The 24109-nt window shown below is 63.4% G+C and carries 23 protein-coding genes; 17 read left to right on the top strand and 6 right to left on the bottom strand.

The features are described from left to right. Window positions 1–80 precede the first annotated feature (80 nt). The 12 genes from C8D77_RS18510 to C8D77_RS18455 all read left to right on the top strand — a co-directional run bounded on the left by C8D77_RS18510 (window position 81) and on the right by C8D77_RS18455 (window position 12148). Window positions 81–1610, top strand: coding sequence for an ABC transporter substrate-binding protein (locus C8D77_RS18510; protein WP_109666219.1), 1530 nt, complete (start codon window positions 81–83; stop codon window positions 1608–1610). Window positions 1611–1831: 221 nt separating this feature from the next. After that, window positions 1832–2839: an ABC transporter permease gene (locus C8D77_RS18505; RefSeq protein WP_109666216.1), complete on the top strand. Its 1008-nt coding sequence runs from the start codon at window positions 1832–1834 to the stop codon at window positions 2837–2839. Next, entirely contained in the window at window positions 2832–3680 is an 849-nt protein-coding gene (locus C8D77_RS18500; protein ID WP_109666214.1) for an ABC transporter permease, read from the top strand. Before C8D77_RS18505 ends, C8D77_RS18500 begins: the two co-directional genes overlap by 8 nt. Further along, on the top strand, window positions 3677–4558 hold the full coding sequence (locus tag C8D77_RS18495; protein ID WP_109666212.1) for an ABC transporter ATP-binding protein: 882 nt from the start codon (window positions 3677–3679) through the stop codon (window positions 4556–4558). Before C8D77_RS18500 ends, C8D77_RS18495 begins: the two co-directional genes overlap by 4 nt. After that, the gene (locus tag C8D77_RS18490; protein ID WP_109666211.1) at window positions 4551–5387 is read left to right on the top strand and encodes an ATP-binding cassette domain-containing protein; all 837 of its coding nucleotides are present in this window, start codon (window positions 4551–4553) and stop codon (window positions 5385–5387) included. Before C8D77_RS18495 ends, C8D77_RS18490 begins: the two co-directional genes overlap by 8 nt. An 80-nt stretch (window positions 5388–5467) precedes the next feature. Then, window positions 5468–6067: a VOC family protein gene (locus C8D77_RS18485; RefSeq protein WP_109666210.1), complete on the top strand. Its 600-nt coding sequence runs from the start codon at window positions 5468–5470 to the stop codon at window positions 6065–6067. 141 nt (window positions 6068–6208) lie between these two features. Beyond that, window positions 6209–8503: a bifunctional salicylyl-CoA 5-hydroxylase/oxidoreductase gene (locus C8D77_RS18480; RefSeq protein WP_109666208.1), complete on the top strand. Its 2295-nt coding sequence runs from the start codon at window positions 6209–6211 to the stop codon at window positions 8501–8503. Beyond that, window positions 8500–9273 carry an SDR family NAD(P)-dependent oxidoreductase gene (locus C8D77_RS18475; RefSeq protein ID WP_109666206.1) on the top strand — a complete coding sequence of 258 codons (774 nt, stop codon included), beginning with the start codon at window positions 8500–8502 and terminating at the stop codon, window positions 9271–9273. The genes C8D77_RS18480 and C8D77_RS18475 overlap by 4 nt, the downstream gene beginning before the upstream one ends. Then, window positions 9267–9737 carry a MarR family winged helix-turn-helix transcriptional regulator gene (locus tag C8D77_RS18470; RefSeq protein ID WP_109666203.1) on the top strand — a complete coding sequence of 157 codons (471 nt, stop codon included), beginning with the start codon at window positions 9267–9269 and terminating at the stop codon, window positions 9735–9737. The genes C8D77_RS18475 and C8D77_RS18470 overlap by 7 nt, the downstream gene beginning before the upstream one ends. Then, window positions 9734–10546 carry an enoyl-CoA hydratase family protein gene (locus tag C8D77_RS18465; protein ID WP_109666200.1) on the top strand — a complete coding sequence of 271 codons (813 nt, stop codon included), beginning with the start codon at window positions 9734–9736 and terminating at the stop codon, window positions 10544–10546. Before C8D77_RS18470 ends, C8D77_RS18465 begins: the two co-directional genes overlap by 4 nt. After that, window positions 10546–11694, top strand: coding sequence for an acyl-CoA dehydrogenase family protein (locus C8D77_RS18460; RefSeq protein WP_109666198.1), 1149 nt, complete (start codon window positions 10546–10548; stop codon window positions 11692–11694). Before C8D77_RS18465 ends, C8D77_RS18460 begins: the two co-directional genes overlap by 1 nt. 58 nt (window positions 11695–11752) lie before the next feature. Next, window positions 11753–12148, top strand: a complete 396-nt coding sequence (locus C8D77_RS18455) for a RidA family protein (protein ID WP_109666196.1) — start codon at window positions 11753–11755, stop codon at window positions 12146–12148. 24 nt (window positions 12149–12172) lie between these two features. On the opposite strand, the gene C8D77_RS18450 is transcribed toward C8D77_RS18455, so the two are convergent. Continuing rightward, on the bottom strand, window positions 12173–13264 hold the full coding sequence (locus C8D77_RS18450) for an LLM class flavin-dependent oxidoreductase (RefSeq protein ID WP_109666194.1): 1092 nt from the start codon (window positions 13262–13264) through the stop codon (window positions 12173–12175). Window positions 13265–13386: 122 nt separating this feature from the next. Here C8D77_RS18450 and C8D77_RS18445 point away from each other — a divergent pair, with 122 nt between their 5' ends. The 5 genes from C8D77_RS18445 to C8D77_RS18425 all read left to right on the top strand — a co-directional run bounded on the left by C8D77_RS18445 (window position 13387) and on the right by C8D77_RS18425 (window position 18565). Beyond that, complete coding sequence (locus C8D77_RS18445) at window positions 13387–14148, top strand: HpcH/HpaI aldolase family protein (RefSeq protein WP_109666751.1); 762 nt, start codon at window positions 13387–13389, stop codon at window positions 14146–14148. 190 nt (window positions 14149–14338) lie between these two features. Continuing rightward, window positions 14339–15538 carry a pyridoxal phosphate-dependent aminotransferase gene (locus tag C8D77_RS18440; protein ID WP_170136765.1) on the top strand — a complete coding sequence of 400 codons (1200 nt, stop codon included), beginning with the start codon at window positions 14339–14341 and terminating at the stop codon, window positions 15536–15538. 73 nt (window positions 15539–15611) lie between these two features. Continuing rightward, window positions 15612–16409: an ABC transporter substrate-binding protein gene (locus C8D77_RS18435; protein ID WP_109666189.1), complete on the top strand. Its 798-nt coding sequence runs from the start codon at window positions 15612–15614 to the stop codon at window positions 16407–16409. A 152-nt stretch (window positions 16410–16561) separates the two neighbouring features. After that, window positions 16562–17236, top strand: a complete 675-nt coding sequence (locus C8D77_RS18430) for an amino acid ABC transporter permease (protein WP_109666187.1) — start codon at window positions 16562–16564, stop codon at window positions 17234–17236. Between the two features lie 48 nt (window positions 17237–17284). After that, the gene (locus C8D77_RS18425) at window positions 17285–18565 is read left to right on the top strand and encodes a cysteine desulfurase-like protein (protein WP_109666185.1); all 1281 of its coding nucleotides are present in this window, start codon (window positions 17285–17287) and stop codon (window positions 18563–18565) included. Between the two features lie 43 nt (window positions 18566–18608). On the opposite strand, the gene C8D77_RS18420 is transcribed toward C8D77_RS18425, so the two are convergent. From C8D77_RS18420 to C8D77_RS18400, 5 genes are all read right to left on the bottom strand, one after another. Further along, window positions 18609–19439, bottom strand: a complete 831-nt coding sequence (locus C8D77_RS18420) for a dipeptide ABC transporter ATP-binding protein (protein WP_109666183.1) — start codon at window positions 19437–19439, stop codon at window positions 18609–18611. Further along, window positions 19436–20293, bottom strand: coding sequence for an ABC transporter ATP-binding protein (locus C8D77_RS18415; RefSeq protein WP_109666181.1), 858 nt, complete (start codon window positions 20291–20293; stop codon window positions 19436–19438). Before C8D77_RS18415 ends, C8D77_RS18420 begins: the two co-directional genes overlap by 4 nt. Window positions 20294–20295: 2 nt before the next feature. Then, window positions 20296–21150, bottom strand: a complete 855-nt coding sequence (locus tag C8D77_RS18410) for an ABC transporter permease subunit (RefSeq protein WP_244482870.1) — start codon at window positions 21148–21150, stop codon at window positions 20296–20298. Window positions 21151–21220: 70 nt separating this feature from the next. After that, entirely contained in the window at window positions 21221–22228 is a 1008-nt protein-coding gene (locus C8D77_RS18405) for an ABC transporter permease subunit (RefSeq protein ID WP_109666178.1), read from the bottom strand. A gap of 50 nt (window positions 22229–22278) precedes the next feature. Beyond that, window positions 22279–23871, bottom strand: a complete 1593-nt coding sequence (locus C8D77_RS18400; RefSeq protein ID WP_109666176.1) for an ABC transporter substrate-binding protein — start codon at window positions 23869–23871, stop codon at window positions 22279–22281. Window positions 23872–24109 lie beyond the last annotated feature (238 nt).

Genomic DNA, 24109 nt, shown 5'->3' with positions numbered 1-24109 from the left:
GGCGCTGCTGCCCACGAAGCCTGAACCAATGCCCAGACACTGCCGCGCGACGAAACAGAAAACCAACAAGGGGAACGACCATGACAATCAACAGACGCGAATTGCTGGGATACAGTGCCGCGGCACTCGGGGTGGCCGCCGTCGGCCTGCCGCAGATCGCCAAGGCAGCCGCCGGCGAACTGACCATCGCCTACAACGTCAACCTGCCGTCCTGGGATCCGACCACCGGGCCTTCGGCCGTCAACCCGACCATCCAGGGCCTCTACCAGTCGGTGTTCGACCAGTTCATCCCGCAGAAGCCCGACCTGTCCTTCGCGCCGGGCCTGCTCACCGAATGGGGCTGGAACGACGACCGCACCAAGATCATGATGACGGTGCGCGAAGGCGTGACCTGGCATGACGGGTCGCCATTCACGCCCGAGGACGTGGTCTGGTCGCTGCAGCGGGCGGGTGACGAAAAGACCGGCAACCCGATCCAGTTCGTCTGGAAGAACGTCAACAACTTCAAGATCGACGGCAACAAGATCACCGGTGACGTCGTGCAGTTCGACCCGGTTTATTTCAAGTGGATGTCGTTCCTGACCGGCTACATCATGCCGAAGGCCTATTACGAGAAGGTCGGCGCCGAAGGTTTCGAGAAAGCGCCGATCGGCACCGGCCCCTACATGGTCGAAAAATTCGAGCGCAACGCCTTCCTGCGGCTGAAGGCCAATCCGAACTACTGGGGCGGCAAGCCGGCCTTCGAGAATGTGACGATCAAGTTCGTCGCCGATGCGGCAAGCCGCGTCGCCGAGATCGAATCCGGCTCCTCGCAGGTGACGCTCGAAATTCCCTATGAGGAGTATGACCGGCTGATCGCCAAGGACGGGCTTGCCGGCTCGTGCAAGAACGTCTCCGACATCGGCATGATCTTCTTCAACGACATCGAGGCGATGCTGGACAAGAACGTCCGCCAGGCAGCCGTCATGTCGATCGACAAGAAGCTGCTAGTCGACCGCCTGCTGCGCGGCTATGGCCAGCCGATCGACACGCTGGAGACGCCGGAATACGCGGCCTACGATGCGTCGATCAAGGTCGAGCACAATCCGGAAAAGGCCAAGGAACTACTCGCAGCCTCCGGCTACTCGCCGGAAAAGCCGGTCAAGTTCACCATCCAGACGACCAAGGGCTTCAAGCCCAAGGACTATGAGATGATCCAGGCGATCGTCGGGATGTGGCGCAAGGTCGGCATCGAGGCGACGATCGAAGTCTACGAGATCGCCAAGCACTACGAGCTTCGCGCCGCCGACAAGCTGGCGCCGGCGGCCTTCTACAATTGGGGCAACGCCATCGGCGACCCGACCACCTCGACCGGCTTTGCCATGTATGGCCCGAGCCCGCATTCGGTGTGGGACAGCCAGGACCTGATCGACATGATCAACCCGCTGTGGGGCGAGAAGGACGAGGCCAAGCGCATCGCCGGCTGGAAGGCTGTCGACAAATACATCGCCGAGCAGGCCTATGTGCTGCCGCTGATGCAGTATGCGCAGCCGATCGTGCATGCCAAGAGCGTCAATGTGGTGCAGCATGTGTCCGGCGCGCTGCTGCCGGCCCTGATGACCCCAGCCTGAGACAATCGAGAAAGGCGCGCTGTCGCAAAGACGGCGTGTCTTTTCCCAACTTGCGCAGGCCCCCTCATCCGGCCCTTCGGGCCACCTTCTCCCCGCTGGGGAGAAGAGACCGGCTCAGCCGTCTGCGACCTCTTCTCCCCTCGGGGAGAAGGTGGCCGCGAAGCGGCCGGATGAGGGGGTTCGTTCCATCAGTCACTGAAACGCATTAGGCCTACGCCAGAATGCTCCTGCAAAGATTCCTGATCCGTCTGCTGACGATGCTGATCACGCTGTTCGGCGTGGCCGTCGTCGTCTTTGTCGTGATCCGTGTCGCGCCCGGCGATCCGATCGCCATGATGCTGCCGCCCGGCGCGACGGATGCCGACATCGCCCGGCTGCGGGCGCTTTACGGGCTCGACAAGACCATCGTGCAGCAATTCTTCATCTGGCTGTCCGGCGTCGTCAGGGGCGATTTCGGAACCTCGATCTCGCTCAGGCAAGACGTACTCGGCCTTGTCTTCAACCGGCTGCCAGCGACACTGGAACTCGCCATCGTCGCGCTTGTGATGGCGGTGACGATTGGGGGTACGACGGCGGTGATCGGCGCGCGCGAACGCGGCACGGCGGTCGAGGCCGGCATCGACATCGCCAGCGGCGCGGCGCTTTCCATTCCCGATTTCCTGTGGGGCCTGGTGCTGATCCTTCTGTTCGGCGTGCTGGTGCCGATCTTCGACATTTCCGGCCGGGTGTCGCCGCAACTCGACCTGCCTTTCGTCACCCAGTTCTATCTGTTCGAAAGCCTGTTGCGCCTGCGCCTCGACCTCACCTGGGATCTGCTGAAGCACATGCTGATGCCGGCGGTGGCGCTGGCGCTGCCGCTCGCCGCAATCATCTCACAGCTGCTGAAACAGTCGCTGAAGGAAGTGCTCGACCTCGACTATGTCGTGCTGGCGCGGGTCAAGGGGTTTTCGGAAACGCAGGTCATCCTGCGCGAGGCGCTGAAGAACGCCGCCCTGCCGACGCTGACGCTGGTCGGCGTTCAGTTCACCTTTCTCATTGGCGGCACCGTCATCGTCGAACGGCTGTTTTCCTATGAGGGCCTCGGCAATATGGCGATCGATGCCGTCATCAACCGCGACTTGCCTTTGATTCAAGGCATCGTGCTGGTCTTCGCGCTGCTGTTCGTGCTGATCAACCTCACCGTCGACATGATGTATGCGCTGCTCAATCCGAGGCTGCGCCGTGGATGAGGGTCGCGCTCAAAGGCGAGGTGTGTCGCCGCGCTTGTGGCTTGCCGGCGGCTGGCTGCTGCTGGCGCTTCTGGCCGCGATCTTCGCGCCGCTGGTTGCACCTCAGGATCCGCTGGCGCAGGATCTGATGCTTGAGCGGCTGCCGCCGTTCTGGATTGATGGAGCCGAACCCGGCTATTGGCTTGGCACCGACAGCCTCGGCCGCGACCTGCTCTCCCGGTTGATCTTCGGCGGCCGTATCGCTTTCATCGTCGCTTTCGCCGCAGCCATCACCGCCTGCCTGGTCGGCTCGACGCTAGGCCTGATCGCAGGTTATTTCGGCGGCTGGACCGACCGCATCATCTCGCGCGTCGTCGATGTCTGGATGGCGTTTCCGCCGGTGCTGTTCGCCATCCTGCTGGTGGCGGTGCTCGGCACTGGCCTCAGTTCGGTCATCCTCGCCATCGCCATCATCGACTGGACGCGCTTTTGCCGGGTGATCCGCGCCGAGACCATGGGTCAGTCGCGCATGGACTATGTCGAGAATGCCCGCATCGCCGGCTATGGCCGCATCGGCATCATGCTGCGCGAAGTGCTGCCCAATGTCGTGCCGTCGATCGTCGCGCTGCTGTCGCTGGAAATGGGCATCGCCGTCATCGTCGAGGCGATCCTCTCCTTCGTCAATCTGTCGATCTCGACCGACGATCCGACCTGGGGCGGCATCATCGCCGAGGGCCGGCTGTCGATCCATCAGGCCTGGTGGGTGCTGGTGTTTCCGCTGATCACGTTGATCCTCACCGTGCTGTCGTTCAGCCAGTTCGGCGAGGCGCTGAAGACGCGCTTCGATCCGGTGCTGCGATGAGCGCCATCTGTCTGGACATCAGCGATCTAAGCGCCGTGCTGCCGAACGGCCAGCGCGTGCTGCGCTCGGTGTCGCTTGCCGTTCAGCCCGGCGAGGTCCGCGCGCTGGTCGGCGAGAGCGGCGCCGGCAAGACGATGATCGGCAAGGCGGTGCTAGGGGTCCTGCCGTCGAGCGTGCGCGTTGTCGAGGGCGACATTCGGCTTGAAGGCGAAGACCTCGGCAAGCTTCAGCCCAAGGCACGGCGCACGCTGATCGGCGCGCGCACGGCACTGATCCCGCAGGATCCGCTGACCGCGCTCAACCCGTCGCGCCGCATCGGCTCGCAGATGACCGACCGGCTGGTGCGCATCCTCGGCTGGAGCGGCGAGAGGGCCGATACCCGCATTCGCCAGTTGCTCGACGAGGTGCAGATCCGCGACCCCGACCGCGTGCTGAAAAGCTATCCGCACGAGCTTTCCGGCGGCATGCGCCAGCGCGTGCTGATCGCCGCCGCTTTCGCCGCCGAGCCCCGGCTGATCGTTGCCGACGAACCGACGACGGCGCTCGACGTCACCGTGCAGAAGCAGATCCTGCGGCTGATCGTGCAGTTGCAGCGCGAGCACGGCACGGCGATCCTTTTCGTCACCCATGATCTCGGGGTCGTCGCCAAGATCAGTCAGAAGGTCTCGGTGCTCTATGCCGGCAAGGTGGTGGAGGAGGCCGAGACGGCTGCCCTCTTCGCCGCGCCGCAGCACCCCTACACGCGAGCGCTGATGGCGGCCACGCCGCGTTACACCGAGCCCTTCGCCTCGCTGAAGCCGGTGGACGAGGCGGTGCTAGCCGGACTTGCTTCAGAGATCGCTGCCGCCGACCAGGCCTGGAGGCGACCCCATGGCTGAGCCGCTGTTTTCCGTGCGTAGGCTGAAGGTCGCGCTGCCCGACATGACGCGCAAACCGCTGATCGGTCGCGCGCCGTTGGCCGAAATCCTGAAAGGTCTGGATTTCGACCTGCCCAGGGGCTCGGTGACCGGCATCGTCGGCGAATCCGGATCGGGCAAGTCGACCCTTGGCCGCGCTCTGGTGCGCCTCTTGGAGCCCAGCGCCGGCAGCATCAGCTTCGATGGCCGCGACATCACGCATCTGCCTGAAGCAGAGCTGCGGCCGCTGCGGCGCAATTTGCAGATGATCTTCCAGGATCCGATGTCGTCGCTCAACCCGCGCCGCACCATCGCCAGCATCATCGCCGCGCCGCTCAAGCAGAATGGCCTTGGCGACAATCTGAAGAGCCGCGTCGCCGAGGCCTTGCAGCGTGTCGGCCTGCCGCAAAGCTTCGCCAGCCGCTACCGCCACGAACTGTCGGGCGGCCAGCGCCAGCGCGTCGGTATAGCGCGGGCGCTGGCGCTGTCGCCGAAATTCGTGCTGGCCGACGAGATCGTCTCCGGCCTCGACGTGTCGACACAGGCGCAGATCCTGACCTTGCTGGAAAAGCTGGCGGCGGAGATGGGCCTGACCGTCGCCTTCATCAGCCACGATCTGTCGGTCATTCGGCGGCTGTGCCGCCAAGTCATCGTCATGCGCGAAGGCGTGATCGTCGAGGCGAGCGCCACCGATGCCTTGTTCGACAATCCACGGCAAGCCTACACGCGCGATCTGATCGCAGCCATTCCGCTGCCCGAGATCGATGCGGGCTGGCTGGACATCCCTGCCGCCATCAAGGCCCCGACATGAATACACACGCACGCCGAAAAGCGGGCTTCGGTCGTGCGATCGGCAAATGACCCAAGTCCCGCCAATGGAGGAGGACTGACATGAAGAGGATACTTCGAAACGCAACGCTCGCCGCCGCTGTCCTTGGCAGCGCCGGCATCGCCACCGCCAGCTCGATCCCCGGCATGCGCGGACACGATCACACCGGCATCACGGTTCCCGACATGAAGCAGGCGGTCGACTTCTTCACCGAGGTGGTCGGCTGCAAGAAGGCGATGTCGTTCGGACCGTTCGCCGACGACAAGGGGACCTTCATGCAGGATGTGCTCGGTGTCGATCCGAAGGCGGTGATCGAAGAGATCACCATGGTGCGCTGCGGCTATGGATCGAACATCGAGCTGTTCAAATACACCGCGCCCGACCAGAAGGACCTGACGCCGAAGAACAGCGACATTGGCGGCTTCCACATCGCCTTCTATGTCGACGATGTCGCCGCCGCCAAGGCCTATCTCGACGCCAAGGGCGTCAAGACGCGGATGGGGCCGCTGCCGGTCAAGGAGGGGCCTGCCGCCGGCCAGACCATCCTCTACTTCCAGGCGCCCTGGGGGCTGCAATTGGAAGCGATCAGCTATCCCACGGGAATGGCCTACGAGAAGGGCGCCGAAACCGTTTTATGGAGCCCGAAGAACCCGGAAAAGTGATGAAAAAGCGTGCTTGCGAATGTTCCGCAAGCACGCCACAGAGGTGCGACGCTGAATCATTTCGATATGAAACTTTAAGCTTGAAATAATTCACCTCCGGCGCGATACTCGAAACCAGCAAGCGAAGAGGAGATCGCAGACATGAAGGTTGCGGTTCTCGGCGGCGGACCAGCCGGCCTCTACTTTGCCATTTCGATGAAACTCAGGGACGCCGCGCACGATGTGACGGTGTTCGAGCGCAACCGCGCCGATGACACGTTCGGCTGGGGCGTCGTGCTGTCGGCCGAGACGCTCGACAATCTGTCGAAAAACGATCCGGTCAGTGCCGTCTGGATCAAGAAGCACTTTGCCTACTGGGACGACATCGCCGTCATCCATGACGGCGTGCGCACGGTCTCATCAGGACACGGTTTCTGCGGCATCGGCCGCAAGCGGCTGCTGGTCCTGCTGCAGCGCCGCGCGCGAGAACTCGGCGTCAAGCTGATGTTCGAGACCGACATCGCCGATCCCAAACCCTATATGGAGACGCACGATCTGGTCGTCGCCGCCGACGGCCTGAACTCCAGGGCGCGCAACACTTTCGTCGACGTCTTCAAGCCCGACATCGACACCCGCAAATGCAAGTTCGTCTGGCTAGGCACCAACCAGAAGTTCGACGACGCCTTCACCTTCATCTTCGAGAAGACCGAGCATGGCTGGGTGTGGGCGCACGCCTACCAGTTCGACAGCGACACCGCGACGTTCATCGTCGAGTGCAGCGAACAGACCTGGGCTGCTTTCGGCTTCGGCGCGATGTCGCAGCAGGAATCGATCGCCGTCTGCGAGCGTATCTTCGAAAAACATCTCGGCGGCCACGCGCTGATGACCAATGCCAACCACATCCGTGGCTCGGCCTGGATCAATTTCCCGCGCGTGCTGTGCGAGCGCTGGTCCTACAAGAACCTTGCGCTGATGGGCGATGCGGCGGCATCGGCGCATTTCTCGATCGGCTCCGGCACCAAGCTGGCGCTGGAAAGTGCGGTGGCGCTGGCCGAGTATGTTGAGTCCGAACCCGACCTCGACGCCGCATTCCGTAGATATGAGGATGCCCGCCGCACCGAGGTGCTGAAGCTGCAATCGGCGGCGCGCAATTCGCTCGAATGGTTCGAGGAGGTCGAGCGCTACCTCGGCCTCGATCCGGTGCAGTTCAACTATTCGCTTTTGACCCGCTCGCAGCGCATCAGCCACGAGAATTTGCGATTGCGCGACGCCGAATGGCTGGGCGGGGCGGAAGAATGGTTCCAGCGCCAGGCGGGCGCCGGCGGCAACAGCCTGCGCCGCGCGCCGATGTTCGCGCCATTCAAGCTGCGCGACATGAGGCTGCAGAACCGCGTCGTCGTCTCGCCGATGGCGCAGTACAAGGCCGTCGACGGCTGCCCGACCGACTGGCATTTCACCCATTATGCCGAGCGCGCCAAGGGGGGCGCCGGGCTCCTCTATATCGAGATGACCTGCGTCAGCCCCGAAGGGCGGATCACGCCTGGCTGCCCCGGCTTCTATGCGCCCGAACATGCGGTGGCGTGGAAGCGGCTGGTCGACTTCGTCCACACCGAGACGGAGGCGAAGATCTGCGCCCAGATCGGCCATTCCGGCGCCAAGGGTTCGACCCGGCTCGGCTGGGAGGGCACCGACGTGCCGTTGGTCTCAGGCAACTGGCCGGTCATGGCAGCCTCGGCCGTCGCGTGGTCGACGCAGAATCAGGTGCCGAAGGCGATGAACCGTACCGACATGGACAAGGTGCGCGACGAATTCGTGGCTTCGGCCGAGATGGCAGATCGTTGCGGCTTCGACATGCTCGAGATCCACGCCGCGCACGGCTATCTGCTGTCGTCCTTCATCACGCCGGTCACCAACCGGCGCACCGATGCCTATGGCGGTTCGCTGGAAAACCGCATGCGCTATCCCCTGGAAATCTTCCGTGCGGTGCGCGCCGCCTGGCCGGCGGAGAAGCCGATCTCGATGCGCATTTCGGCCAATGACTGGGTCGGCATCGAAGGTGTAACGCCGGCCGATGCGGTCGAGATCGCACGGCTGCTGCACGAGGCAGGTGTCGATATCTGCGACGTCTCGGCCGGCCAGACCTCGGCATTGGCAAAGCCGGTCTATGGCCGCATGTTCCAGACGCCGTTTTCCGATCGCATCCGCAACGAGGTCGGCATGGCGACGATGGCGGTCGGCAACATCTACGAGCCGGACCATGTCAATTCGATCCTGATGGCCGGCCGCGCCGATCTGGTGGCGCTGGCACGGCCGCATCTCGCCGACCCCTACTGGACGCTGCATGCGGCGGTGACGCTCGGCGACCGTGGTGTCAAATGGCCGGATCCCTATCTGCCCGGACGCGACCAGCTCTACCGGCTGGCCGAGCGCGACGCCGCGGCGGGGCTGAAAGTATGACGGCCGCCACGACGATTCCCGGCAAGCATGCGCTGGTCACCGGTGGCGGCTCCGGCGTCGGCCGGGCCATCGCGCTGGCGCTGGCCGGTGCCGGCATCGACGTGACCATCTGCGGCCGCCGGGAAGCGGAGCTCGCCAAGGTGGCCGGCGAAAGCAAAGGCATTTTCGGCATCGCCGCGGACGTCACCGATGAGGCGGCGATGGCATCGCTTTACGAGAGGGCGCAAGCCGCGCGCGGGCCATTCGACATCGTCGTCGCCAATGCCGGCATGGCCGGCAGCACGCCGGCGCACAAGACCACCCTTGCCGACTGGCAGCGGATACTCGACGTCAATTTGACCGGAGCTTTCCTGACGGTTAAGCCGGCGTTGGCCGGCATGGCCGTTCGCAAGACGGGGCGGATCGTCTTCATCGCTTCGACGGCAGGGCTGAAAGGCTACGCCTATGTCGCGCCTTACGTCGCCGCCAAGCATGGCGTCGTTGGCCTGATGCGGGCTCTTGCCGCCGAAACGGTCAAATCGGGCGTCACCGTCAACGCCGTATGCCCGGGCTTTGTCGAAACCGAAATGCTGGAAGAGTCCATCCAGCGCATCATCGAGAAGACCGGCCGCTCGGTCGAGCAGGCACGGTCGAGCCTTGCCTCGACCAATCCGCAAGGCCGATTCATCCAGCCGCAAGAGGTTGCCGCAGCCGTGCTGTGGCTGTGTGGCGACGCCGCCCAATCGATCACCGGACAGGCGATTTCCATCTCAGGAGGCGAAACATGGTAGCCGGCCCCCTGCCCGCGCCGTCGGGACCCGGCAAGGACCGCTTGAGGCTGTGGATCAGGCTGCTGCGTGCCTCGCGTACGATCGAGGCCGAGCTGCGCGAGCGCCTGAAGAAGGACTTCAACACGACGCTGCCGCGCTTCGATGTGATGGCAGCCCTTTATCGGGTGCCGGAAGGCATGCTGATGAGCGACCTGTCGCGATTCCTGCTGGTGTCCAACGGCAATGTCACCGGCATCGTCGACCGGCTGGTTTCGGAAGGACTTGTCGCCCGCGCGCGGCGCAATGGCGATCGCCGCACCTCGATGGTGCGGCTGACCGAGGAAGGCACGCAGGCCTTTGCCACCATCGCCGCGGCGCATGAAGGCTGGATCGGTGAATTGCTGGGCAAGGTCAGCGAGGACGACGCGCGCCGGCTGACCGGCATGCTGACCTCGTTCCGCAGCAACTGGGAGGGACGCGAATGATCGCGATGGTCGGGCGCAAGCCGAAGCATTTCCTGTGGGAGGTCGAAGGCAGGATCGCAAAGGTCCGGCTCGACCGGCCGGAACGCAAGAACCCGCTGACCTTCGATAGCTATGCCGAGCTGCGCGACACGTTCCGCGACCTCGTCTATGCCGACGACGTCGACGCCGTGGTGTTTCTCTCCAATGGTGGCAATTTCTGCTCTGGCGGCGATGTCCACGACATCATCGGCCCGCTGGTCAAGATGGACATGAAGCAGCTTCTCGCCTTCACCCGCATGACCGGCGATTTCGTCAAGGCGATGCTGAATTGCGGCAAGCCGATTATTGCGGCGGTCGATGGCGTCGCGGTCGGCGCCGGCGCCATCATTGCCATGAGCTCCGATATCCGGATCGCCACGCCGGAAGCAAAGACCGCATTCCTGTTCACCCGAGTCGGTCTCGCCGGTTGCGACATGGGCGCCTGCGCGATCCTGCCGCGCATCATCGGCCAGGGCCGCGCCGCCGAACTGCTCTACACCGGCCGTACCATGACGGCGGCAGAAGGCGAGCGCTGGGGGTTCTACAACAGGCTGGTCGATGCCGCATCGCTGGAGGCCGATGCGCTCGACATGGCCGCGCGCATCGTCTCCGGCCCGACCTTCGCCCATGGCATCACCAAGACGCAGCTCAACCAGGAATGGTCGATGGGTCTCGACCAGGCGATCGAAGCGGAAGCGCAGGCGCAGGCGATCTGCATGCAGACGCGCGACTTCGAGCGCGCCTACAAGGCGTTCGTGGCCAAGGAAAAGCCGGTGTTCGAGGGCAATTGATGGCTGACAAGAGTTTTCTCAACTGGCCGTTTTTCGAGGATCGCCATCGCCAGCTCGCCGAGCAGCTGGAGGCATGGTGCGCGAAAAACCTGCCGGTCGATCATCATGATGTCGATGCCGCCTGCCGCGAGCTGGTGGGCAAGCTTGGCCGGGATGGCTGGTTGAAGCCGACGGCGCTCGACACGGACAATCCGGGACCACTCGACGTCCGCACCCTGTGCATCACACGCGAGACGCTTGCCCGCCATGACGGGCTGGCCGATTTTGCCTTCGCCATGCAGGGGCTCGGCACCGGTGCGCTCAGCCTGTTCGGCACGCCGCCGCAGCAGCAATGGCTGGCAAAGACGCGCGCCGGCAAGGCGATATCAGCCTTCGCCCTGTCGGAACCGCGCTCGGGATCGGACGTCGCCAACACCGAAATGACGGCGATCCGCGACGGCGATAGCTATGTCCTGTCCGGCGAGAAGACGTGGATCTCCAATGGCGGCATCGCCGATCTCTATGTCGTCTTTGCCCGCACCGGTGAGGCGCCCGGCGCCAAGGGGCTCTCGGCCTTCCTCGTGCCTGATAACACCAAGGGCCTCGGCATCGCCGAGCGGCTCGAAGTGATCGCGCCGCATCCGCTGGCGCGGCTGTCTTTCGACCAGGTCCGCCTGCCAGCCTCGGCACTGATCGGCAAACCAGGCGACGGCTTCCGCATCGCCATGTCGGTGCTCGATGTGTTCCGCTCGACTGTCGGCGCGGCGGCACTTGGCTTTGCCCGCCGCGCGCTGGACGAGAGCATCAAACGGGTGGCCGAGCGCAAACTGTTCGGCGCGCCGATGGCGGAGCTGCAGATGGTGCAGGGGCATATCGCCGACATGGCACTCGACGTCGACGCGGCGGCGCTTCTGGTCTACCGCGCCGCCTGGGCCAAGGACATGGGTGCGCCCCGCGTCACCCGCGAGGCGGCGATGGCCAAGCTGTTTGCCACCGACAAGGCGCAAGAGGTGATCGACAAGGCCGTGCAGCTGCATGGCGGCGACGGTGTCCGCAAAGGCCATATCGTCGAAAGCCTGTATCGCGAGATCCGCGCGCTGCGCATCTATGAGGGTGCCTCCGACGTCCAGAAAGTGGTGATTGCGCGACAAGTGCTGGGCGCGGCCTGACGGCGAGAAATTGACGGCGATTTTGAGACTTGGTTTTTGGAATACCGGGAGGTTTTGAATGCATACGATTCTGCAGCCGGAAGGCTGGGCAAAACCTGTCGGCTACGCCAATGGCGTCGCGGCACGCGGGCAGCTCGTCTTCGTAGGCGGACAGGTCGGCTGGAACGGACAATGCCAGTTCGAGACCGACGATTTTGTCGGCCAGGTGCGGCAGACGCTCGAGAACATCGTCGCGGTGCTGGCCGAGGCCGGTGCGGGGCCGCAGCACATCACCTCGATGACCTGGTATTTCACCGACAAGGCCGAATACCTCGCCAACCTCAGGGGCATCGGCGAGGCCTATCGCGAGGTGATCGGCCGGCACTTTCCGGCGATGGCCGCCATGCAGGTGGTGGCGCTGGTCGAGGACCGGGCCAAGGTGGAGATCCAAGCTACCGCCGTCATCCCGGAATAAACTATCGATTGTCCCAGGAATAAATTATTCGCGCAGTCCCGCCTTCCGCAAAATCGGCAGCACGTGATCGCAGAAATAGGGCAGTTCCTGCGTGTAGTTGACGAAGGACAGCGCGATGCCTTGATAGCCGTGCCCGGCAATGGCGGCCATGTCGGCGGCGATCGTTTCCGGGGTTCCAACCAGCGGGTAGGTGCCGGCGCCGCCGGCGAAACGTTGCCGATAGCGGTCATAGGCATGCGGGTCGTGCGATTGCGAGAATTCCTTCTTGCCTGCCATATGCGCATCGACCGCATCGTGGTCGGCCATATCAACGGCGTAGCGCGTGTAATAGGCCTGCGCCTCCTCCATCGTCGGACGGCAGACGACATGCGCCACCGTGTAGACGCCGACGTCGCGGCCTGCCTTGTCGGCGCGCTCGCTGATGTCGGCGACGTGCTTGCCGGCATCGCTCATCTCGGAAAAGGTCGTGAACAGATAATCGCATCTGGCGGCGGCGAAATCGCGACCCGGCCCGCCGAAAGCAGCGTTCATTGTCACGGGGCGCGGAACCTGCAGGCTAGCCGGCCGGCTGACGGCTTCCTTGAGGCGATAGTAGGTGCCCTCATAGTCGAGCGGCTCGGGCGAGGCATAAAGCTTTTCGAGGATTTCGATCCATTCCGCTGCCTGGTCGTAGCCCTTCTCGACCAGGGGCGTGCCGAACATGCCGAATTCCTTCGGGTTCCAGCCGCAGACGATGTTGAGGCCGGCGCGGCCCTGGCTGATGTGGTCGACCGTCGCCAGCGCCTTGGCTGCGTAGAGCGGATGCACCAGCGGCACATGCACGGTCATGAACAGGCCGATCTGCTCGGTGGCCATGGCAAGTGCTGCCGCCCAGGTGAAGGTCTCGAACGACCATTCGCGCACCTTGTTGCGGCCGCCAAAGCCGCGCCAGCGCGCGATCGGCAGCATGAACTCCAGCCCTGCCCGATCGGCGATCTGCGCCGCGGTCAGATTGTCCTGCCAGCTCGCTGTCCAGCGTTCCGGAACGTCGGTGATGGCAAGGCCGCCATCGGCATTGGTCGAAAAGACGCCGAGCTTCAGTCTGTTCGGGCCGTGCAAGGGGTGTGGTTTGTTCATGTTGCGACCTCCCGGCGAAGATCGCACGCTACGGCTCCGCAAAAATATTTCAAGCATGAAATAGCTTCGCCTGGCGATGGTTTGCGGATATGGATTTGGGCAGGACGAAAAAGGGGATCGGCATGAGCGAGTTCCGCCAGAAATGCATCGGCAAGACGAACCTTGTCGGCTCCTTTGCAGCCATTCCCCATCCCGTCGCGGTCGAAGTGATGGCGCAGTCCGGTCTCGATTTCCTCTGCATCGACTGGGAACATGCCCAGATCTCGCGCGACATGATCGAGACCATGGTGCGCGCGGCCGACGTGCATCGCGTGCCGGCCATGGTGCGTGTTCCCGGCCATGCGCCGGAGGCCATCCAGGCGGCCTTGGATAGCGGCGCCCAAGGCGTGCTGGTGCCGCGCATATCGACCGCCCCCCAGGCCGCGATGGCCGTCAAAGCCTCGCGCTATCCGCCAAAAGGGGAGCGCGGTGTCGGTCCCGGCCGGGCCGCCGGCTATGGCTATCGCATTCCGGAATATCTGGCCGGCGCCAATGACAGGATCGTCGTCGCGATCCAGGTCGAGACATCAGAAGGGCTGGCCAACATCGAAGCGATCGCGGCCGTCGACGGCATCGACGTGATCTTCGTCGGCCCCGGCGATCTTTCGGTGTCGATCGATGCGCTGGGACCGCAAGGCGTAGACAGGCTCAATGCGGCGATCCGGACGATCGTCGGCGCGACGATCGCGCACGGCAAGGCCGCCGGCATATTTTGCGCCAGCCCACAACCTGTCGGGCAATGGGCAGCCATCGGCGCCAGCTTCTTCATCCTGGCCAGCGACACCATGTTTCTCGGCGCCGGCGCTGCGGCCAACTGTGCCGCCACACGCGACGAATTGGCATGAGACGGGCGCAGCTGGCGCAAAAAGGCGTATCGGCACGGCAACAGGACGGTCAAACTTTTTAAGCTTAAAACTTTCGCCTTGAAAAGTGCCGCACTTTGGATAAGCATTCCAGGATCGATGGCGACGGCCGTACCGGACCGGCTTCCCGGCCAGTCCATCGTTGTGCTCCGGGTGGGAGGGGTTTCAGTCCTTGTCGTTCGTACTGCCCCAGTCATCGTCCAGCGCGCGCTATGCCTTTGACGGCGTGCGCGCCCAGATTCGCGATCTTCACACAGAAAACATCGCCAACCTTGCCGTGCGGGCGCGTGAACTGGGCGATGTGATCGCGCTGTGGTACGGCGAAGGCGACATGGTGACGCCGGCTTTCATCCGCGACGCCGCCAAGGCCGCCTTCGATGACGGCCTGACCTTCTACGTTCCCAACATGCGCGGCCACGCCCCGTTGAACGAGGCGCTGTCGGAGTACCAGACGCGCATCCATGGCCGGCCGATCCCGATCGCGCGCACCATCGTCACGCCTGGCGGCATGCAGGCGCTGTACCTGGCGCTGGAACTGCTGGTCGATACCGGCAGCAACGTCGTCTATGTCGCGCCGCAATGGCCCAACATCCACAACGCCATCCATTTGATCGGCGGTGAGCCACGGCCGTTTTCGCTCGATTTCAGGGGCGACTGGCATCTGGATTTCGACCGGCTGTTCGCCACCTGCGACGCCCGCACGCGGGCGATCTTCCTGTCGACGCCATCCAACCCGACCGGCTGGACCGCATCGCGCGAGGAGATGCAGGCGCTGCTCGATTTCAGCCGGCGCACCGGCATCTGGATCATCTCCGACGAGGTCTATGGCCGGCTCTATTTCGACGGCGACGTTGCCCCCTCCATCCTGCAGATCACCGAGGACGGGGACCGGGTGCTGTCGGTCAACAGCTTCTCCAAAGCCTGGGCGATGACCGGCTGGCGCATCGGCTGGCTGACGCATCCATCAGGGGTGGCCGACCAGCTCGGCGCCATGACACAATATATCAACAGCGGCACCGCTGCCCCCATCCAGGCTGGTGCGGTTGCAGCCATCCGCCAGGGCGAGCCGCTGGTCGAAGAGATCCGGCAACGTATCCGGACCGGCCTCGACCTTGCCTATGACCGGCTGGCGGAGATTCCAGGCATCATCCTGCCTGCGAAACCGCGCGGCGGCATGTATGCCTTCTTTGCCATGGAAGGCGAAAGCGACGCACGTCTTGCCTGCGCCAAAATCCTTGAGACGGCGCGCGTCGGCCTGGCGCCCGGCCATCTCTTCGGAAGTTCGGCAACGGCCTTCCTGCGCATGTGCGTGTGCCGTGAACGCAAGGACATAGCTACCGCGCTCGACCGCATGGTCGCTGCCATGAATTGACGCCCTGCCTGAAGCGGGGCGGCAAAAAACCGTGCGGGAGCAACCCGCCCGATCAACAACAGAGGGAACACAAATGAGCTTCACTCGCCGCAAACTGCTACTTCTCGCCGCCGCCATCGGCATCGCCGCCGGCCCCGCCACCGCCTATGCCGCGGACGTGCTCAATGTCGGCGCGTACCCGACCAATCCGCCGTTCGAATACAAGAACGAGAGCGGCACCTTCGAGGGCTTCGAAGTCGACATCGTCAACGAAGCAGCCAAGCGCATCGGCATGACCACCGACATCGCCGATCTCGGCTTCCAGGCGCTGTTCGCCGCCACCACGTCGAAGCGCATCGATGTCGCCATCTCGTCGATCACCATCACGGCGGAGCGGCTGAAGTCGCAGTCGTTCACGCAGCCCTATTATGATTCCGACATGGGCATCGCCACCAAGACCGACAGCCCGATCAAGGCCGAAGCCGACCTCAAGGGCAAGATCGTCGGCGTGCTGTCCGGCTCGACCGGCGAGACCTGGGTCAAGGCGCATCAGGAAGCCGACGGCTTCAGCGACGTGAAGGGTTATGACACGCAGCAGAACCTGCTGCTCGACCTCAGCGCCGGCCGCGTCGATGCCGCCGTCAGCGACATTCCGGGCATGGAGTATTCCTTCACCAAGATGAAGGATCTGGTCGTCAAGGAACGCATCAAGACCGGCGAACAATACGGCCTGATGATGACCAAGGACCACCCGCTGCTCGGCAAGCTGAACGACGCGCTGAGCGCGATGAAGAAGGACGGCACGCTGGCCGCCATCCATAAGAAGTGGTTCGGCAGCGACGCGCCTGCCGACTCTTCGACCATGAAGGAAATGCCGCTGCCGAAGGCCTGAGCTGAAAGCTGCGCTGACATCGTGCCGGCTTTCCAGGCCGGCACGATTTATTTCATGCTCCAGCGCCGGCTTCCGCGCAGACCGTCTCGCCGCTGGCGAGGTCGATTGGTTTTAACCTGAGCATCCTTGCTCTCGGGTTCGGGAACGCTCCCATGTCGCTGCTGGATACCTTCTTCAACCCCGATGTCATCATATCCAGCCTGCCGGCGCTGCTGCGCGGCTTCCTGAACACGCTGCTGCTCGGCATTTTGAGCATCGGCATCGGCATCCCCATCGGCCTGGCGATCAGCCTGGTGCGACTCTATGCACCGAAGCCGCTGCGGTGGCTGGCGGTCGGCTATACCGACATCTTCCGCGCCCTGCCGGTGCTGGTCGTGCTGATCCTGATCTACTATGCGCTGCCCTTCCTCGGCATACGCCTGTCGTCCTGGGCCTCCGCCGTGACTGCCTTCGCCTTCATCATGTCGGCCTACTCGGCCGAAGTGTTCCGCTCCGGCATCGAAAGCATTCCGCGTGGCCAGTTCGAGGCGTCGCAGGCGCTTGGCCTGCCCTTCCTGCTGACCCTGCGCAAGGTGGTGCTGCCGCAAGCGATCCGCGTGGTCATCCCGCCGATGACCAGCAACTGCGTCTCGATGTTCAAGGACACCTCGCTCGCCTCGACCGTGGCGCTGCCGGAACTCTTGAAGGAAGCGACCAACGCGCAGTCGCTCTACGCCAATCCCTCGCCGTTGATCGGCGCCGCGCTTGTCTATCTCATCTTCCTCTGGCCGATGGTCCGCCTCGTCAGCCTGCTTGAAGAGCGCTTCAAGACCGAAAAGAAGCGCTGACCTCGCCAACTGATCCACCCCGCCCAAGTCCTTCGCAGGAGCCTGCCCGTGAACAAGCATCAAACCGACAACGCGAACAGCGCCTCCGGCGCGTTCCCCGTCGACACCATCCGCGCCATGTTTCCAGCCTTGCAGCGGGCCGGCGACTTCATCTTTTTGGACAATGCCGCCGGCGCACAGATCCCGCAAAGCGTGCTCGACGCGGTTACCAATCATCTGGTTTCGCACAATGTGCAGCGTGGCGGCCGTTATGGCCGCAGCGTCACCGTCGACCAGTCGGTTGCCGATGCTCGGACAAGCGTCGCGCTGCTGATCAATGCCTACAGCCCGGCGGAAATCTGCTTCGGCATGAACGCCACCTCGTTCATTCGCCTGGTCAGCCTCGGCATCGGCCAGATGCTGCAAGAGCGCGACGAGATCGTCGTCACCGACATGGACCACGACGCCAACATCGCGACATGGCTGGCGCTGGAGTCCGCCGGCGCAAAGTTCAAATGGTGGCGCATGCGCGAGGACGGCAATCTGCATGTCGACGATCTGCGCCCGCTGGTTTCCGACCGCACCCGTCTCGTCGCCTGCACGGTGACGGCGCATTCGATCGGCTCGATCGTCGATGTCGCTTCCGTGGCTGGTATCGCGCACGCGGCCGGCGCCGAAGTGTTCCTCGACTGTGTGCACTACGGGCCGCACGGGCTGATCGACGTGCAGGCCTGGGACTGCGACTATCTCGTCTGCTCCGGCTACAAGAATTTCTCGCCGCATATGGGCTTCCTGTGGGGCCGTTTCGAAACACTGAAGCGGCTGCCTACCTTCCGCGAGGATTTCATCCCCGACGAGCCGCCCTACAAGGTCGAGGCCGGCACCTTCATCTACGAGAACGTTTCAGGCATGGATGCCGCCGTGCAGTATCTGGAACTGATCGGCCGCAACCTGGCACCCTCCAACAACCGCTCGCGGCGCGACAACATCGTCGCCGGCATGGGCGCCATCCGCGACTATGAGTTGGTGCTGGCGCGCGAGATGCTTGGCGTGCTCAAGGACTGCGGCGCGACCATCTATGGCGTTGCCGACGAGGCCCGCATCACCGAGCGCGTGCCGACCTTCTGCTTCAACATCGGCAAGCTCTCGCCGCAGCGGATCGTCGAGGAAATGGCCGAGATGCAGATCGGCATCCGCGACGGCCACATGTACGCGCCACGGCTGATGAAGCGTCTCAACCTCTCGATGGACAGCGGCGCCATCCGCGCCTCGCTGGTCCACTACAACACGGTTGAGGAAGTCCGGCGCTTCGGCGCAGCGCTGCGCGCCATCATCGCGAAGTTGTCGTGAAACGACGCTTCGCGGAGCTCCGCCCTAGGATGACGAAGAGACGTTAAGCCGCCTTCTTCTTCGCCAGTCTGGCCTTGATCGAGGCGACGTCGGCACGCGGCGTCGCGGCGAACAGCGTCCTGGTGTAGCTGTGCTTGGGGTCGGCAAAGACCTCGTCGCGCGAGCCGTATTCGACCGCTTCGCCGAAATACATCACCATCACGTCGTCGGCGATGTAGCGCACCACGGACAAATCGTGGCTGATGAAGACATAGGTCAGCTGGAATTCGTCCTGCAGGTCGGCGAGCAGGTTCAGCACCTGCGCCTGCACCGAAAGATCGAGCGCCGAGACCGGCTCGTCCAGCACCAGCAGGCTCGGGTTGAGCATCAGCGCGCGGGCAATGGCGATGCGCTGGCGCTGGCCGCCAGAGAACATGTGCGGATAGCGGTTGTAGTGCTCGTGGCCGAGGCCGACCTTCTTCAGCATCTTCATCGCCAGGTCACGCCGCTCGGCGGCCGACTTGTCGGTGTTGATCAAAAGCGGCTCGCCCAGCACGTCGCCGATCTTCTGGCGCGGATTGAGCGACCCATAGGGATTCTGGAAGACGATCTGCACCTTGCGGCGCATCTCCTTCGTCAAGGGATTCCTGACGATGTCGACCTTGTTGCCGTCAATGAACAGGTCGCCCGCCGTCGCCGGATCGATCAGCGTGATGATGCGGGCAAGTGTGGACTTGCCGCAGCCGCTTTCGCCGACGATGGCCAGCGTCTTGCCCTTGTCCACCTTGAAGGAGACGCCCTTGACCGCATGCACGGTGCGCGGTCCGGTGAACAGGCCGCCGCCGATGTGATAGTCGCGGACGATGTTCTTGCCTTCGAGAACCGTGGTGCTCATGAGGCGGCTCCAGCAGCCGAAGGGGCCGGCTCGAACATCATGTCGGACACGGTCGGCAGACGATCGCCGACGGCGTTCTCTGGCAGCGCCGACAACAGCGCACGGGTGTAGTTGCTCTTCGGCGATTCAAACAGCGACAGCACGTCGGCCTCTTCCATCTTGCGGCCCTTGTACTGGACGATGACGCGATCGGCGGTCTCGGCCACCACGCCCATATTGTGGGTGATCATGATCAGGCCCATGCCGTATTTGGCCTGCAGCGAAACCAGGAGATCGAGGATCTGCTTCTGGATGGTGACGTCGAGCGCCGTCGTCGGCTCGTCGGCAATCAGCAGTTTCGGATTGCAGGCGATGGCGATGGCGATCATGACGCGCTGGCACTGGCCGCCCGACATCTGGTGCGGAAACGAACTCAAGCGTTCTTCCGGATCGGCGATGCCGACCAGCTTCATCAATTCGATGGCCCGCGCCCGGCGCTGGGCGCGGTCCATGCCCATGTGGAAGCGCAACACCTCCTCGATCTGGAAGCCGACGTTGAAGCACGGGTTGAGGCTAGCGACCGGCTCCTGGAAGATCATCGAGATGTCCTTGCCGACGATCTTGCGGCGTTCGGACGGGCTGAGCTTCAGCAGATCGATGCCGTCAAAGGCCATGCGGTCGGCCTTGACCGTTGCCGTGTTGGGCAACAGGCCCATCACCGCCAGCATCGCCACCGACTTGCCGGAACCGGACTCGCCGACGATCGCCAGCACTTCGCGCGGCTCGATCGACAGGTCGATGCCCTGCACGGCCATGAACGGTCCGGCCGCGGTGTCGAAGGAGACGGTGAGGTTCTTGATCTCGAGCAGAGGCATTCTCACGACCTCTTCAGCTTGGGGTCGAGCGCGTCGCGCAGGCCGTCGCCGATCAAATTGATGGCGAAGACGGTGATCAGGATGGCGAGGCCGGGGAAGGTCACGACCCACCAGGCGCGCAGGATGAACTCGCGCGCCTCGGCCAGCATGGTGCCCCATTCCGGCGTCGGAGGCTGTGCGCCCATGCCGAGGAAGCCAAGGGCGGCCGCCTCGAGAATGGCGTTGGAGAAGGACAGCGTCGCCTGCACGATCAGCGGCGCGATGCAGTTGGGCAGGATGGTGACCAGCATCAGCCTGAGATGGCTGGCGCCGGCGACCTTGGCGGAGACGACGTATTCGCGGGTCTTCTCGGCCATTACGGCGGCGCGGGTGAGCCGGGCGAAATGCGGCTGCAGCACGAAGGCGATGGCGATCATGGCGTTGACGAGGCCGGGGCCAAGCACCGCCACCAGCACCAGGGCCAGCAGCAGCGACGGGAAGGCCAGGATGATGTCCATGATGCGCATGATCAGCGTGTCGACCCAGCCGCGGCAGTAGCCGGCGAGCAGGCCGAGGATGACGCCGGAGATCAGCGCGGTGGTGACGACGACGAAGCCGATGGCGAGCGAGAAACGCGAGCCGTAGATCAGCCGCGACAGCATATCGCGACCGACGGCGTCGGTGCCGAGCAGGAACTGCGCGTTGCCGCCCTCCTGCCAGGCCGGCGGCGTCAGGAAGAAGTCGCGGAACTGATCGTCCGGCGAATGCGGTGCCAGCAACGGCGCGAAGATGGCGATCAGGATCAGCAGCGCAAAGACGAAGAGCCCGATCACCGCGCCCTTGTTGACGGAGAAGTAGTGCCAGAACTCGCCGAACATCTGCAGCCTTGCGTCCTGCTGCTTGACGACGGTCGCGGCTTCGATGGTGGCTGGGCCTTCGTTGCTCATGTCAGTTGGCCCGGATACGTGGGTTGATGACGGCGTAGAGCACGTCGACGATCAGGTTCACCGACATGACGATCAGCGCAATCAAAAGCAACCCGCCCTGCACGGTGAAATAGTCGCGCTTGGAAATGGCGTCGATCATCCATTTGCCGATGCCGGGCCAGGAGAAGATGCTCTCGGTCAGGATGGCGCCGGTCAAAAGCGTGCCGACCTGGAGGCCGATGGTGGTGACGACCGGGATCAGCGCGTTGCGGAAGGCATGCAGGCCGACCACCCGGAACGGGGTCAGGCCCTTGGCGCGCGCGGTGCGCACATAGTCTTCGCCAAGCACTTCGAGCATGGCCGACCGCGTCTGCCTGGCGATGACCGCGAGCGGGATGGTGCCGAGCACGATGGTTGGAAGAACAAGGTGTGACAGTGCCGAACGGAAGGCGCCCTTCTGTCCGGAGATCAGGGAATCGATGGTCATGAAGCCTGTCACCGGCTTGAAGAAGTAGAGAAGGTCGATGCGGCCGGAAACCGGTGTCCAGTGCAGCGTGCCGGAGAACACGATGATCAGCAGCAGACCCCACCAGAAGATCGGCATGGAATAGCCTGCCAGCGCCGTGCCCATGGTCAGCTGATCGAACCAGGAGCCGCGGCGAATGGCGGCGAAGATGCCGGCGGCGACACCCAGGAGGACGGCAAAGATCATGGCAAAGATGGCGAGCTCGACCGTTGCCGGGAAGCGCACCAGGAAGTCCTTGAGCACCGGCGTCTTGGTGGAAAACGAGGTGCCGAAATCACCGCTGAGGATGTTCGTCAGATAGGTCAGGTATTGTTGCCATATCGGCAGGTCGAAACCGAACTGGTGCATCAGCGCCGTGTGACGTTCGGGCGACAGGCCGCGTTCGCCCGCAAGCACCAGCACCGGATCACCGGGCAGGATGCGCACGAAGCCAAAGGCGAGGATGGTTATCCCGATGAAGGTCGGGATGATGAGGGCGAGCTTGCCGAGGATATAGCGCAGCATGGCGGGCGAGTGGGGGCGTCACCACATGGCGACGCCCCCGTTTCGCAACCTTATTCGGCGATATCGACGCCGTCGAAGCGATGGATACCGAGCGGATCCATCGCAAAGCCGGTGACGGTCTTCTGCATCGGCATGAACACCTTGGAGTGAGCGAGCGTCGCCCAGGGTGCCTGTTCCTTGAAGATGACCTGTGCCTGTTCATAGAGCTTGGTGCGCTCGGCCTGATCCGAAACGGTCTTGGCCTTGTTGATGAGCGCGTCGAAGTCCTTGTTGCACCATTCCGCGCGGTTGTTCGAACCGACGGAAGCGCAGCTCAGGAGCACGCCGAGGAAGTTGTCCGGATCGCCATTGTCGCCGGTCCAGCCGACGATGACGGCGCCATCGTGATCGACCGCGGAAGCGCGCTTGAGGTATTCACCCCAATCGTAGCTGACGATGTTGACGGTGACGCCGACCTTGGCGAAGTCCGACTGGATCAGTTCGGCGGTGCGGCGCGCGTTCGGCATGTACGGGCGCGACACCGGCATGGCCCAGACGTTCATCTTGAGGTCCTTGACGCCGGCTTCTTCAAGCAGCTTCTTGGATGCATCCGGATCGTACGGATCGTCCTTCACTTCCTTGTTGTAGGACCACATGGTCGGCGGGATCGGATTAACCGCCACCTGGCCGGCACCCTGGAAGACGGCGTCGATGATGGCCTTCTTGTTGATGGCCATGTTGAGCGCCTTGCGGACGCGCACGTCGTCGAACGGCTTCTGCTGGGTGTTGTACATCAGCGCACCGACATTGAGGCCTTCCTGCTCGTCGACCTTCAGGCTGGCTTCAGCCTGCAGGCCGGCGATGTCGGCCGGTGCCGGGTATGACATGATGTTGCATTCGCCAGCCTTGAGTTTCTGCGAACGCACCGCCGGATCGGTGGTGATGGCGAAGACCAGATCGTCGATCTTCTGCTTGCCGCCCCAATAGTCCGGGTTGGCCTTGTAGCGGATGGCCGCGTCGGTCTGGTAGTCGACGAAGATGAACGGGCCGGTGCCGATCGGCTTCTGGTTGAAGAGTTCAGGTGTCTTGTCCGCCTGCAGCTTGTCGGCATATTCCTTGGAGACGACCGAGGCGAAGTCCATGCCCAGCGTCGGAATGAAGGTGATTGCCGGCTCCTTGAGGGTGAACTTCACCGTCAGGTCATCGACCTTCTCGACCTTGGTGATGTTGTCGCCGAACTGGTCATTGTAATACTGGTAGGCAATGCCCGGGATGTACTGGAACCACGGGCCAGCCTTGTCGACCTGACGCTCGAAAGAGAACACCACGTCGTCGGCGTTGAAGTCGCGCGTCGGGGTGAAATAGTCGGTGGCGGCGAACTTGACGCCCTTGCGCAGCTTGAAGACGTATTCCTTGCCATCGTCGGAGATCGTCCAGCTTTCAGCCAGGCCCGGCGAGGTCGTTGTTTTGCCGTGATCGAATTCGACAAGGCGGTTGAAGACGGTGCGCGACGACGCGTCGAACGTCTGGCCTGCGGTATACGGCGCCGGGTCGAAACCCTCAGGCGAAGCTTCCGCGCAATAGACCAGAGTTTTCGCGTTGGCCACGCCGCCCAGGACGCTTGCAGCCAGCAACGCGGCTGCAAAAGTCAGTTTCTTCTTCATTGAGCACTCCCTGATGTTCTTCCAAGCCCCTCTATCAGGCTCGCGAAGCGCGCATATAAGCACCGTTTTTCCGGCTTTGGAACACCCCGTTTGCTTACCCCGCGGGAAGCAGGAAAAAAATCCGCGATTTTGCTAAATGGCAGAAAAAATTAGCAGTTTTTTCCATTCACGCTATTATTAACGACCGCATTTTTTTATTGATCGCCGATTTGACGATATCGATGCCGCGCGCTCTTCC

Origin of the sequence: Mesorhizobium loti (assembly GCF_003148495.1) — a bacterium.
GTDB classification, from domain to species: domain Bacteria; phylum Pseudomonadota; class Alphaproteobacteria; order Rhizobiales; family Rhizobiaceae; genus Mesorhizobium; species Mesorhizobium loti.
This window is presented reverse-complemented; position numbering and strand designations above follow the sequence as displayed.

What these genes read in the sequence shown, in the direction of transcription:
- C8D77_RS18510 (WP_109666219.1), top strand. Translation starts at nt 81, where the DNA reads ATGACAATCAACAGACGCGAATTGCTGGGATACAGTGCCGCGGCACTC.
- C8D77_RS18505 (WP_109666216.1), top strand. Translation starts at nt 1,832, where the DNA reads ATGCTCCTGCAAAGATTCCTGATCCGTCTGCTGACGATGCTGATCACG.
- C8D77_RS18495 (WP_109666212.1), top strand. Translation starts at nt 3,677, where the DNA reads ATGAGCGCCATCTGTCTGGACATCAGCGATCTAAGCGCCGTGCTGCCG.
- C8D77_RS18490 (WP_109666211.1), top strand. Translation starts at nt 4,551, where the DNA reads ATGGCTGAGCCGCTGTTTTCCGTGCGTAGGCTGAAGGTCGCGCTGCCC.
- C8D77_RS18485 (WP_109666210.1), top strand. Translation starts at nt 5,468, where the DNA reads ATGAAGAGGATACTTCGAAACGCAACGCTCGCCGCCGCTGTCCTTGGC.
- C8D77_RS18480 (WP_109666208.1), top strand. Translation starts at nt 6,209, where the DNA reads ATGAAGGTTGCGGTTCTCGGCGGCGGACCAGCCGGCCTCTACTTTGCC.
- C8D77_RS18475 (WP_109666206.1), top strand. Translation starts at nt 8,500, where the DNA reads ATGACGGCCGCCACGACGATTCCCGGCAAGCATGCGCTGGTCACCGGT.
- C8D77_RS18470 (WP_109666203.1), top strand. Translation starts at nt 9,267, where the DNA reads ATGGTAGCCGGCCCCCTGCCCGCGCCGTCGGGACCCGGCAAGGACCGC.
- C8D77_RS18465 (WP_109666200.1), top strand. Translation starts at nt 9,734, where the DNA reads ATGATCGCGATGGTCGGGCGCAAGCCGAAGCATTTCCTGTGGGAGGTC.
- C8D77_RS18460 (WP_109666198.1), top strand. Translation starts at nt 10,546, where the DNA reads ATGGCTGACAAGAGTTTTCTCAACTGGCCGTTTTTCGAGGATCGCCAT.
- C8D77_RS18455 (WP_109666196.1), top strand. Translation starts at nt 11,753, where the DNA reads ATGCATACGATTCTGCAGCCGGAAGGCTGGGCAAAACCTGTCGGCTAC.
- C8D77_RS18450 (WP_109666194.1), bottom strand. Translation starts at nt 13,264, where the DNA reads ATGAACAAACCACACCCCTTGCACGGCCCGAACAGACTGAAGCTCGGC.
- C8D77_RS18445 (WP_109666751.1), top strand. Translation starts at nt 13,387, where the DNA reads ATGAGCGAGTTCCGCCAGAAATGCATCGGCAAGACGAACCTTGTCGGC.
- C8D77_RS18435 (WP_109666189.1), top strand. Translation starts at nt 15,612, where the DNA reads ATGAGCTTCACTCGCCGCAAACTGCTACTTCTCGCCGCCGCCATCGGC.
- C8D77_RS18430 (WP_109666187.1), top strand. Translation starts at nt 16,562, where the DNA reads ATGTCGCTGCTGGATACCTTCTTCAACCCCGATGTCATCATATCCAGC.
- C8D77_RS18420 (WP_109666183.1), bottom strand. Translation starts at nt 19,439, where the DNA reads ATGAGCACCACGGTTCTCGAAGGCAAGAACATCGTCCGCGACTATCAC.
- C8D77_RS18415 (WP_109666181.1), bottom strand. Translation starts at nt 20,293, where the DNA reads ATGCCTCTGCTCGAGATCAAGAACCTCACCGTCTCCTTCGACACCGCG.
- C8D77_RS18410 (WP_244482870.1), bottom strand. Translation starts at nt 21,150, where the DNA reads ATGTTCGGCGAGTTCTGGCACTACTTCTCCGTCAACAAGGGCGCGGTG.
- C8D77_RS18405 (WP_109666178.1), bottom strand. Translation starts at nt 22,228, where the DNA reads ATGCTGCGCTATATCCTCGGCAAGCTCGCCCTCATCATCCCGACCTTC.
- C8D77_RS18400 (WP_109666176.1), bottom strand. Translation starts at nt 23,871, where the DNA reads ATGAAGAAGAAACTGACTTTTGCAGCCGCGTTGCTGGCTGCAAGCGTC.